The organism is Anaerotignum lactatifermentans DSM 14214, assembly GCF_900142265.1.
Taxonomy (GTDB): Bacteria; Bacillota; Clostridia; order Lachnospirales; family Anaerotignaceae; genus Anaerotignum; species Anaerotignum lactatifermentans.
Genome location: NZ_FRAH01000087.1, coordinates 1 through 12,313, shown reverse-complemented (window position 1 = coordinate 12,313; position 12,313 = coordinate 1). Strand labels below are relative to the sequence as shown.

At 42.7% G+C, this 12,313-nt stretch carries 9 protein-coding genes; all 9 read left to right on the top strand.

What is annotated here, in order from left to right:
- The coding region (locus tag BUB35_RS16115; protein WP_143158938.1) for an IS3 family transposase at positions 1–276 on the top strand (276 nt) is incomplete at its 5' end.
- A 102-nt stretch (positions 277–378) separates the two neighbouring features.
- Positions 379–1,692 carry a peptidoglycan D,D-transpeptidase FtsI family protein gene (locus tag BUB35_RS16110; RefSeq protein ID WP_084730751.1) on the top strand — a complete coding sequence of 438 codons (1,314 nt, stop codon included), beginning with the start codon at positions 379–381 and terminating at the stop codon, positions 1,690–1,692.
- 10 nt (positions 1,693–1,702) lie between these two features.
- Positions 1,703–2,797 (top strand): patatin-like phospholipase family protein, encoded by a 1,095-nt coding sequence (locus BUB35_RS16105; protein WP_072853421.1) that lies wholly within the window; start codon positions 1,703–1,705, stop codon positions 2,795–2,797.
- Positions 2,798–3,432: 635 nt separating this feature from the next.
- Entirely contained in the window at positions 3,433–4,212 is a 780-nt protein-coding gene (locus BUB35_RS16100) for an acyl-CoA dehydratase activase (RefSeq protein WP_072853419.1), read from the top strand.
- Positions 4,213–4,227: 15 nt separating this feature from the next.
- Positions 4,228–5,493, top strand: coding sequence for a 2-hydroxyacyl-CoA dehydratase subunit D (locus BUB35_RS16095; protein WP_072853417.1), 1,266 nt, complete (start codon positions 4,228–4,230; stop codon positions 5,491–5,493).
- A 13-nt stretch (positions 5,494–5,506) separates the two neighbouring features.
- Positions 5,507–6,631, top strand: coding sequence for a 2-hydroxyacyl-CoA dehydratase subunit D (locus tag BUB35_RS16090; RefSeq protein WP_072853415.1), 1,125 nt, complete (start codon positions 5,507–5,509; stop codon positions 6,629–6,631).
- A gap of 109 nt (positions 6,632–6,740) precedes the next feature.
- Positions 6,741–8,321 carry an acyl CoA:acetate/3-ketoacid CoA transferase gene (locus tag BUB35_RS16085; RefSeq protein WP_072853413.1) on the top strand — a complete coding sequence of 527 codons (1,581 nt, stop codon included), beginning with the start codon at positions 6,741–6,743 and terminating at the stop codon, positions 8,319–8,321.
- Positions 8,322–8,812: 491 nt separating this feature from the next.
- Positions 8,813–10,738 (top strand): oxidoreductase, encoded by a 1,926-nt coding sequence (locus tag BUB35_RS16080; RefSeq protein WP_072853411.1) that lies wholly within the window; start codon positions 8,813–8,815, stop codon positions 10,736–10,738.
- Positions 10,739–10,894: 156 nt separating this feature from the next.
- A complete protein-coding gene (gene alr / locus BUB35_RS16075; RefSeq protein WP_072853409.1) occupies positions 10,895–12,088 on the top strand; it encodes an alanine racemase in 1,194 nt (397 codons plus the stop codon).
- The last annotated feature ends 225 nt before the right edge of the window (positions 12,089–12,313 follow it).

Genomic DNA, 12,313 nt, shown 5'->3' with positions numbered 1-12,313 from the left:
CAGTACCAAAACAAATATTACCGCCAAATGCTCAAACAAAAAGGAATCCGGCAAAGTATGAGCCGAAAGGGTAACTGTCTGGACAATGCTGTCATGGAAAATTTCTTTGGACTGCTCAAGAGCGAACTTCTCTATCTTCAACAGTTTCAATCTATGGAACATTTCAAGCAGGAACTGGTGGAATATTTAGATTATTATAATAACCATCGAATCAAAGCAAAGTTAAAGGGCTTGCCACCTGCAATTTACAGACAACAAGCCCTTCTGGCTTCTTAAACAATTTTAATTTGAAAATATTGTCTAACTTTTTGGGTTCAGTTCATCTTCTGGCTCCTGGCACTTTGCTTTTTTCTGCTGCTGGGGTATCTTGGCAAGTTAGTGATTGTAGATCGCGCGGAAATATCCGGTAACTCTTATAATATCCGTCTGCGTAACGATGAGGAAGGCATCCAGAGAGGTGATATTCTGGATCGGAACGGAGAAGTGTTGGCAACCAGTACGTTACAGGAAGATGGCAGTTATTTGCGTGAATATCCCAGAGGACGTATGGCTGCCCACGTAACGGGATATAGTAGTGTAGGGAAAACCGGTGTGGAAGCGGCTTATAACTTTGAATTGATGTCCGTCCATCAGGAATTGCTCCAGCGTTTGTCTGGTCTGCTGGAAGGAAAAGATCCCAAAGGAAATGATGTGGTACTGACACTGGATATGGATATCCAAAGTGCGGCAGGGGATTTGCTGGGCAGTACAAAAGGCGCTGTTGTGGTTATGGAACCTTCCACAGGACGTATTTTGGCAATGCAGGCATATCCTGACTTTGACCCGAATACTGTTTCCGGCGATTGGGATTATCTGACTACAGATGAAGATAGCCCTCTCGTAAACCGCGCAACCCAAGGCTTGTATCCTCCCGGGTCTACGTTCAAGATTATCACTGCCCTTGCGGCAATGGAATATGTGCCCGATTGGGAGAGCTTTACTTATGATTGTACAGGCGAAGCGGAATTTGAAAACAAGGTCATCCATTGTTACAATAACAAAGCCCATGGCACAGTAGATATGGAAGAAGCCATGGCGGAATCCTGCAACTGTTATTTTGCGGCTCTTGCAGAAAAAATCGGGGCAGGAAACCTGAGCAAAGTTATGAAGGAATGTGGCATTCTTTCTGATTATGGTTTTGCGTTGGCACACAGTCAGAGCGTCATGTCACTGAATAAAGATTCTTCAGAAAGTGAATTGGTGGAAACATCCATTGGTCAGGGGAAAACAAGTGTTTCACCTCTGTATATGGCAATGATGATTTCTGCTGTGGCAAACGACGGTATTATGATGCGTCCATATATTGTTGATCACATTCAGTATGCAAATGGAGAAATCGGCGATACAACTGTGCCGGAAAAACTCATGGAAATCTGTTCTCCTACAGAAACGAGCCAGCTTAATGATTTGCTGGTGGGTGTTGTAGATCATGGTACAGGTACAGCGGCTCAGATCAGCGGCGTAACTGTTGCTGGTAAAACGGGTACAGCAGAAAATGCCACAGGCAAAGACCATTCTTGGTTTGTAGGTTATGCACCGGCGGAAGATCCGCAGGTTTCTGTAGCAGTTGTCATTGAAAATTCTGATTACGGCAAGGCAACACCTATTGCAGGAGAAGTTTTGGAAGTGGCATTGGAAAAATTGGCAGAATAAGGGGGAAGCCATGGAAATCAAGCTGGATTTATCAAAAGAATATGCCATTGCTTTGGAAGGCGGCGGCGCAAAAGGCGCTTATGAAATTGGGGTTTGGCAAGCTTTTGAGGAAGTTGGTGTCAAATACTGCGCTGTTTCTGGTTCTTCTGTAGGCGCTTTGAATGGGGCACTGATGGCAATGCGTGATCTGGATAAAGCGGTACATCTTTGGGAAAATCTGACCTTTTCTCAGATTATTGATGTAGATGATGTACAGATGAAAGCTTTTTTTGATAAAGAAATGCGTTGGAATGAATGGCCGTCTTTTTTGCTGGATATGGCGAAAGTCATTAAAAATCGTGGTTTCGATGCAGAACCATTACGGAATCTGTTGGAAGAAGTGGTGGATGAGGAGAAAATTCGTCAGTCAGATGTCAATTTCTATCTGGTGACATATTCTTTGACAGATAAAAAAGAGTTGGATCTGGAAGCGGCTGCGCTGCCAAAGGGGACAATCCATGATATGTTGCTGGCCAGTGCTTATTTCCCTGCTTTCAAACGGGAACCATTAAGCGGAAAGTTTTATGCAGATGGCAGCATCAAAAACGTGGTGCCTTTGAATAGCCTGGTGGAAAGAGGCTACAAAGATATTATTGTCATCCGTATCTTTGGCGTTGGCTATGAAAAAAAGGTGAAGATACCAGAAGGTGTGAACGTCACTGTAGTGGCACCAAGGGAAAAACTTGGTGGCATCCTGCAGTTTGACGGGGAACAGACCAAAAAGGATATGACGCTGGGATATTTTGATGGTATGAGGCTGCTCTATGGTCTGGCGGGCGAGAAATATTACATTGACAGAAAATGGAGCGAAGAAAAAGCTTATGCTATGCTGCGGGCAATGATCCAGTGGGAAAATGTTAACGGGAAACAACTGTTAAACCTGCGGGAGATCAATGAGGAGATTTTGCCCAAAATGGCAAAACGCCTGCATGTAAAAGGCGGTTATTATGAACTGTGTCTGCGGATGCTGGAGGAAAAAGCGGAAGCGTTTGGAATTACACCTTTTGTCATTCGAACAGAAGAAGAATTGCTATGGGAGATTGCCCAGATGAAAAAAAATAAATGAAATGGAAAAGCGAAAGAATCTGTTTATGGATTCTTTCGCTTTTTTGTTTTTGTGAAAGAAATGGTCATATTGCGATTTCTGGAGAAGGGGATTTTTGCAGATTATTTAACAAATTCTAGTGATTTAGAAGGATTTGGAATACAAATAATTCGTATACAAAGCAATTTTGTATGGGGAGTGTATACATTTAGCTATTTCCGTTGTTTGTAAAAATGTTGAGATTCCTCTGCTGTTTTGCTAAAAATTAGGGGAGATTTTAAAAAAATCACACGAATTTTTACAAAAAGTGGAAGGAAAAAATGGGAAAGAGAACTAAATTGTATACAGAATCCACCGTTTTTGCAGGTATGTCGTTTTTTTGTTTGATTTTTGAAAAAATATAATAAATTTTTAACAATATGGTTGCAATCAAAAAGTAAAGATGTTATAATCAAGACAAATGCAGGGAGTGAAATAAGTCATCTGCATTGCAAAACGACGAAAACTTATATGTAAATATAGGTTTTTGTAATGTGATTGGTAACACAATCATAAAGTTGCTCATCAAACGGGGAAGAGCAATGGTTGACAAAAAAATTACATTTCATTTTGTTTTTATCGCATGGTCAAATATATAGATCAAAGGAGGACAAAACATGTATACAATGGGTGTTGACGTTGGTTCCGCTTCTTCCAAGGTTGTAATCCTGAAAGACGGGAAAGACGTTGTGGCCGCAGAAGTTGTTCAGGTCGGAACAGGTTCTTCGGGTCCCCAGAGAGCTTTGGAACAGGCTTACAAAGTAAGTGGCCTGACCAGAGAAGACATCTCTTATTTGGTTGTAACCGGCTATGGCAGATTCGCTTTTGAAGGCGCTGATAAACAGATCAGCGAAATCAGCTGCCATGCAAAAGGTATTTATCACTTGATACCCACTGCACGCACCATCATTGATATCGGCGGTCAGGATGCGAAAGCAATCAGACTGGACAGCAAAGGTGGCATTCGGCAGTTTTTTATGAATGATAAATGTGCAGCAGGTACAGGTCGTTTCCTGGAAGTTATGGCAAGAGTTTTGGAAACGACTCTGGATCAAATGGCAGAACTTGATGCGCAGGCAACAGATACTGCTCCTATCAGCAGCACCTGTACCGTATTTGCGGAGTCTGAAGTTATTTCCCAGCTCTCTAACGGCGAAAGCAGAAATAACATCATCAAGGGCGTTCATTTGTCCGTAGCCAGCAGAGCATGTGGCCTTGCTTACAGAGGTGGTCTGGAAAAAGACGTTGTCATGACTGGCGGCGTTGCCCAGAATGCCGGCGTTGTAAGAGCGGTTGCAAGCGTATTGAAAACAGACGTAATTGTGGCTCCAAACCCACAAACAACAGGCGCGCTCGGTGCAGCACTGTTTGCATACGAAGCGGCTCAAAAAAAATAAGAAAGAGGGATTAGAATGAGTTTAACACAAGGCATGAAAGCAAAACAATTGTTAGGCTACTATCAGGCAAAAACTGATGAGGACGCAAGAAAAGCAAAAGAAAGAGGCGACCTGGTTTGCTGGTCTGCTTCTGTAGCTCCTCCGGAATTCTGCGTAACTATGGGTATCGCTATGGTTTATCCCGAAACACATGCAGCTGGTATCGGTGCAAAACACGGTGCAATGGATATGCTGGATGTTGCAGAAAGAAAAGGCTACAACATTGACTGCTGTTCCTATGGTAGAGTAAACATGGGTTACATGGAATGCTTGAAAGAAGCTGCTCTCACAGGCGTAGCACCCGAAGTTCTGGTTAACTCTCCCGCAGCTAAGGTTCCTCTGCCCGATCTGGTTATCACATGTAACAACATTTGTAACACACTGCTGAAATGGTATGAAAACCTTGCAGTAGAACTGGATATTCCCTGCATCGTAATCGACGTACCTTTCAACCACACAATGCCTATTCCTGAATATGCAAAAGAATACATTGCTGATGAATTCAGAAATGCTATTTCTCAGCTGGAAGTAATCTGCGGCAGACCTTTCGATTGGAAGAAATTCCAGGAAGTAAAAGCACAGACACAGCGTTCCGTATATCAGTGGAACAGAATCGCTGACTTCACAAAATATAAACCCTCTCCTCTGAATGGTTTCGACCTGTTCAACTACATGGCTCTGATTGTTGCAGCTCGTTCTCTGGACTACTCTGAAATCACATTCAAAGCTTTCGCAGACGAACTGGAAGAAAACCTGAAAGCTGGTATCTACGCATTCAAAGGCGCAGAAAAAACACGTATTCAGTGGGAAGGTATCGCTGTATGGCCTCACCTGGGTCACACATTCAAAACACTGAAAAACATGGGCACAATCATGACAGGTTCCGCATACCCTGCTATCTGGGATCTGACATATGATGCAAACGATGAATCCCTGCACTCCATGGCAGAAGCTTACACAAGAACATACATCAATACATGCCTGAGCAACAAAGCAGCTGTACTGATGGATATCATGGAACATGGTAAAGTTGACGGTGTTGTTTACCACCTGAACAGAAGCTGTAAGCTGATGAGCTTCCTGAACGTTGAAACAGCTGAAGTAATCAAAGAAAAGAACGGCTTGCCTTATGTAAGCTTTGACGGCGACCAGACAGACCCTCGTGTATACTCTCCTGCACAGTATGAAACTCGTGTTCAGGCTCTGGTTGAAATGATGGAAGCTAACGTAGCAGCAGAATAAGGAGGAGAAAACAATGAGTAAAGTTGAAGCTATCTTATCTCAATTGAAAGACATTGCAGCAAATCCTAAAAAAGCAATGGATGACTATAAAGCAGAAACCGGTAAAGGCGCTGTAGGTATTATGCCTATCTACGCTCCTGAAGAAATGGTTCATGCAACAGGTTACCTGCCTATGGGTATCTGGGGTGCACAGGGCAAAACAATTTCCAAAGCTCGTACATACCTGCCTCCTTTTGCTTGTTCCATTATGCAGCAGGTTATGGAACTGCAGTGTGAAGGTGCTTATGATGACCTGGCAGCTGTACTGTTCTCCGTACCTTGTGACACTCTGAAATGCCTGAGCCAGAAATGGAAAGGCACATCCCCTGTTATCGTATTCACACATCCTCAGAACAGAGGTCTGGAAGCAGCTAACAAATTCCTGGTAAAAGAATACGAACTGGTTAAAGCTCAGCTGGAACACTATCTGGGCGTAACAATCACAAACGCAGCTCTGGAAAGATCCATCGCTATCTACAACGAAAACAGACAGGTTATGCGTGAATTCGTTAAAGTAGCAGCTGACTACCCTCAGGTAATCGACGCTGTTAGCCGTCACGCTGTATTCAAAGCTAGACAGTTCATGCTGAAAGAAAAACACACAGAACTGGTTAAAGAACTGATTGCTGAAGTAAAAGCAATGCCCGTTCAGCCTTGGACAGGTAAAAAAGTTATCGTTGCTGGTATCCTGCTGGAACCCAACGAACTGCTTGACATCTTCAACGAATTCGGTCTGGCTATCGTAGACGACGACCTGGCTCAGGAATCCAGACAGATCCGTGTAGACGTTCTGGATGGCGAAGAAGGTCCTCTGTACAGAATGGCTAAAGCATGGCAGCAGATGTATGGTTGCTCCGTTGCAACAGACACCAAAAAAGGTCGTGGCAAAATGCTGATGAACAAAATGACTCAGACAGGCGCAGACGCAGTTATCATCGCTCAGATGAAATTCTGTGATCCCGAAGAATGGGATTACCCTGTAATGTACAGAGAATTCGAAGAAAGAGGCGTTAAGAACCTGATGATCGAAGTTGACCAGGAAGTTACATCCTTCGAACAGGTTAAAACAAGACTGCAGTCCTTCGTTGAAATGATGTAATTCGCATCTGTTTCGAACAAAATAAGTAATTTAAACCCTTTGACACTGGGGCAGTGGTCTGCCCCAGTGTCTTAGAATTGTGCAAAAGAGATTTAGGAGGATTTTAACGATGAGAAAAGTTAAAATTATTACTGCTGATGAAGCAGCTAAACTTGTAAAAAATGGTGACACCATTACTACCAGCGGTTTCGTTGCAAGTGCTATTCCTGAAGCACTGAACAAAGCAGTTGAAAAAAGATTCCTGGAAACAGGCGAACCCAACAACCTGACATATGTATACTGCGGTTCTCAGGGTAACAAAGACGGCCGTGGCGCTGAACACTATGCTCATGAAGGCATGCTGAAAAGATATATCGCAGGTCACTGGGCAACAGTTCCCGCTCTGGTAAAAATGGCTCTGGAAAACAAAATGGAAGCTTACAACGTATCTCAGGGTGCTCTGTGCCACCTGTTCAGAGATATCGCTGCTCATAAACCCGGTACTTTCACAAAAGTTGGTCTGGGTACTTTCATCGACCCCAGAAATGGCGGCGGTAAAGTAAACGATATCACAAAAGAAGATATCATCGAACTGGTTAATATCAAAGGTCAGGATTACCTGTTCTACCCTGCATTCCCTATTCATGTAGCTATGATCAGAGGTACATATGCAGATGAAAGCGGTAACATCTCCTTCGAAAAAGAAGTATCTCCTCTGGAAGGTACATCCGTATGCCAGGCTGTTAAAAACAGCGGCGGTATCGTTATCGTTCAGGTAGAAAGAGTTGTGAAAGCTGGTACTCTGGATCCTAGACTGGTTAAAGTTCCTGGTATCTATGTTGACTACGTAGTAGTAGCTGACTCCGCAGATCATCAGCAGACACTGGATTGCGAATACGATCCTACTCTGTCTGGTGAAAAACGTATGCCTGACGTTGCTCCCGAACCCCTGCCTCTGAGCGCTAAGAAGATCATCGGTCGTCGTGGCGCTATGGAACTGGAAAAAGACGTTGCAGTTAACCTGGGCGTAGGTGCTCCTGAATATGTTGCATCTGTTGCTAACGAAGAAGGTATCGGCGACTTCATGACACTGACAGTAGAAGGCGGCGCTGTTGGCGGCGTTCCCGCTGGCGGCATCAGATTCGGTTCTGCTTACAACGCAGACGCTCTGCTGGATCAGGGTTATCAGTTCGACTTCTATGATGGCGGCGGTCTGGATCTGTGCTATCTGGGTCTGGCTGAATGTGACGGTCATGGTAACATCAACGTTTCCAGATTCGGTCCTAGAATCGCTGGTTGCGGCGGCTTCATCAACATCACTCAGAACACACACAAAGTATTCTTCTGCGGTACTTTCACAGCCGGCGGTCTGAAAGTAAAAGTTGAAGATGGTAAAGTAGTTATCGCTCAGGAAGGTAAACAGAAAAAATTCCTGAAAGACGTTGAACAGATCACATTCAACGGCGATATCGCTCTGCAGAACAAACAGGAAGTTATGTACATCACAGAAAGATGCGTATTCCAGCTGAAAGAAGATGGTATGCACCTGACAGAAATCGCTCCTGGTATCGACTTGCAGACACAGATCCTGGATATGATGGATTTCGAACCCATCGTTGACAGAGATGCTAACGGCGAAATCAAACTGATGGATGCAAAACTGTTTGCAGAAGGTTTGATGGGTCTGAAAGAAATGAAAGAAGGCTGCTAATTCCTTTATTTCTGCATAATGGAACACAAGGAGTTCTCGTTTGAGGCTTCTTCATAAGAAAATAATGAAAGCTGAAATCTTTGTAGTACAGGGATTTCAGCTTTCTTCTTTTGTAAAGGGTTTATTGGATCTATTTTCTTATGAAGAAAGCTGCTGCAGCTTCCTTTAAGAAATCATGAAATTGAAACATAATGTTTTCTTAAGGGAAGTCTGCTTTTTGGGTATCTACATAAGAAAACAAAGAAAGCCAAAACCCTTATGATTACAAAGGATTTTGGTTTTCTTATTTTTTGAAGATTTAATTTGTTATGTTTTCTTATGCAGGTAGCCGTCGCAATTCCCCTTAAGAAATCAAGAAAAAGGAAAATCAATGTTTTCTAAAGGGGAAGTTGCTTTAGAGAGTTCCTTTTTTATGGTAAAAAACAGTGTTCTGTGGTATGCTGAAAAGAAAAGAATGATATATATTTTTTATGGATAAAGGAGGACTTGAAATGCAGTTTTCATCCGCTAAGATTAGAAATTTGGAATTAAAAAATCGCTGGATCATGCTGGTTATGCATACAGGCTTTGCTGAAGGCGATGCACTGACAGAACGAGAATATGCCTTCTATGAAGAACGGGCAAAAGGCGGCGCGGCAGCAGTGACTATGGTTTTGGGGGTTAATGATGCTGGTGCGCTGAAAAAGATGTATCATGCAGATACATTAGATGGAAATAGCTTGAAAACATTGGCTGAACGTCTGCATGTATATGATTGTAAGTTGATTGTGCAGTTATTCCATTGCGGTAGAAATGAAAGCAGAAAAAATCATGGAGACAAGCCACTTTTGGCACCATCTCCAGTGGCTTCACCTATTTTCCGTGAAGAACCTCAGGAAATGACAGAAGAAGATTTGTTGCAAACAAAAGCAGACTTTGCAAAAGCGGCAGCTTTTTGTAAAGAAAATGGTGTGGATGCAGTGGAAATTAGTGCTTCTGCTGGATATTTGCTGTCTGAATTCCTGTCACCTATCACCAATTTGCGGACAGACAAATATGGTATGGGAGAAGACAAAGGAATGACATACCCTTTGGAAGTTTTACAGGCAGTAAGAGAATCTGTGGGGGATTACCCGATTTTGATGAAGGTTTCTGGCGCGCAGATGTTAGATGGCGGCTATGAGCTTACAGATACCATCGTTTTTTGCAGAAAAGCAGAACAAGAAGGATTTATTGATGCCATTACTGTAACAGGTGGCTGGCATGAATCTCCTGTGGAACAGATTTCTTTCTATGTATCTAAAGGCGCTTATGCACCTTTGGCAGGTGCTATAAAAAAATATACTTCTGTGCCTGTGATCGCATGTAATCGTATTCAGGATGCGGAAACAGCAGAACGCGTTCTGTCAAAAGGATTGTGTGATTTTGTGGGTTCTGCAAGAGCCTTTTTGGCAGATGCTCATTATGTGGAAAAACTGCAGAAAAAAGAAATGTTTAATCACTGTCAGGCGTGCAATCACTGCATAATGGATGTCTTAAAAGGAAAAGAACTGCATTGCGCATTCTGTCCTGAAGCGGGACATGAATATATGGAGAATCAGCGTCGCAAGATTGCCACTAGAAAAGAAGTACTTGTTATTGGCGGCGGTCCGGCAGGGATGTATGCAGCGAAAAAATCTGCTGAACGTGGTTTTTTGACAACTTTGGTATGTAAAGAAGATCATTTGGGCGGTCAGCTGAATTTGGCAAAACTACCTCCCAGAAAGGAAGAAATCGGTACATTCGTTTCTTATCTGGAACATACGCTGAAGGAATTGGGTGTTAACATCATCCTTAGAAAAGAAGTTGATGTGGACTTTGTGATGGAAAAGAAACCATATTTTACAGTGTTGGCAATGGGAAGCGAACCGATTATTCCCAATTTGGAAGGGTTGGAAACAACCACATATCAGTTGGCACAAAACGTGTTGCGAATGGATGATGAAACATTAAAGAAATATGGTGAAGGGCAGATTGTTATTGTAGGTGGCAGTTCCTTAGGTCTGGAATTGGCAGAGTTCTTGATGAACAAATTGCCAGAGGCAAAAATTAAAATTTTGGAAGCCAACAGTCGTATGGGAGCAGAGCTGGGTGCAATGGCTAGACCTTTGCTCAATGGTTTGAAGAAAGCAGGTGTACAAACCATGTGCGATACAAGGGTGACTTCTTTTGATGGGAAAAAAGTCATGATTTCCATTGGCAATCAGCCATTTTTTGTCACAGCAGACCATTTGATATTGGCATGTGGTTCTAAATCTGTTTCTAGCAGTGAAATCGCTATGGCTTTGATGGATGAAAGACTTTCTTATGCCGTTGTAGGGGATGCAGACCACGTGGCAGATGTAGATGAAGGGCTGAAAAGTGTCTTCGAGCTGTTCTCTCGTTTTTATCTTGCGTAAGTTAGTTTTCTGTTAAATTTGCCTAAAAGTTGTCATACATCAATAAATAATTTAGTCCATTATTGCAAAAAAATACACTGTATGTTATAATGTACATGCTGAAACAAAAACTTTTGTCTTTGTTTAACAGACAATTCAGAAAGGAAGCGTATGAATATGGATTTTATTAGAAGAACTTGGGCAGAAATTGACTTGGATGCGCTGGACTATAACATTAAGAGCATCAAGGCAAAAATGAAAGATGGTCAGAAAGTTATGGGTATTGTCAAAGCGGACTGCTATGGTCATGGCGATGGTTTTATAGCCCGTAAACTGGAAGCAGCAGGTTTTGACTGGTTTGGTGTTTCCAACATCGAGGAAGGTATGAGTCTGCGTACAGAAGGTATTACAAAGCCCATTCTGATTTTAGGATATACTCCTGTAGACTGTGCAAATATTCTTGCAGAACAGAAGATCACACAGGCGCTGATCGGCATGGAATACTGCAAAGCCCTTCAGGAAGCAGCAGCAAAAGCTGGCGTTGTTGTAGATGGTCATATCAAACTGGATACAGGTATGACACGCGTTGGTTTCCAGACAGATGATGAAAATTTTGAAGAATCCCTGAAAGAAATCATTGAAGTGAGCAAAATGCCCAATATCCATATTACAGGTATCTTTACCCATCACGCCGTTGCAGATGCATATCAGGGCGACAATCCTGCATTTACAGACATGCAGTTCCATCGTTTCATGAAAATGACAGACGCACTGAAAGAAGCAGGTGTTGACATTGGTCTGCGTCATTGCGCAAACAGTGCTACCATCATTGCTTATCCTGAAAAACATCTGGATATGTGCCGTTCCGGTATTATTACATACGGTATGCTTCCTTCTGATGAATGCGAAGGCAGAATTGATCTGAAACCTTTGATGACACTGAAAACCACTATCGGTTTGGTAAAACATGTTCCTGCAGGTTCTCAGCTGTCTTACGGCAGAACATACACAGCAGAAACAGACAGAATCATCGCAACAGTACCTATCGGCTATGCAGACGGTTACAACAGAAACCTGTCTAACGACGCAAGAATGCTGGTAAACGGTAAATTTGCTCCCGTTGTTGGCAGAATCTGCATGGACCAGTGCATGTTGGATGTAACAGACATTCCTGGCGTAAAAATGGGTGACGAAGTTGTTGTATTTGGTAAACAGGGCGACGAAGTCCTGCCTATCGAAGAACTGGCAAATAAACTGCATACCATCAACTATGAATTAACTTGTGTTATCACAAAGAGAGTACCTCGTGTATATCTGGAAGGTGGCAAGATTGTTGGTATCGTAGACCATGTTCTGCATCGCTATAAATAATTGATTGCATAATAGAAAAGCCTGAAATTCTGATTTAAGAATTTCAGGCTTTTTTTATTGGTGAATCCAATAAAAACCCCCGGCTATGCCGGGGGAATCAGTGAGCTTCAGCTTCAAGCAAAAACCTCCTATGCTATAATTATCTTGAGTCCGCCAAGACACAAGAAAGCATAGGAGGTTTTTATATGAATAGTTTAGCACATACGAGTTGGGAATGTAAATATC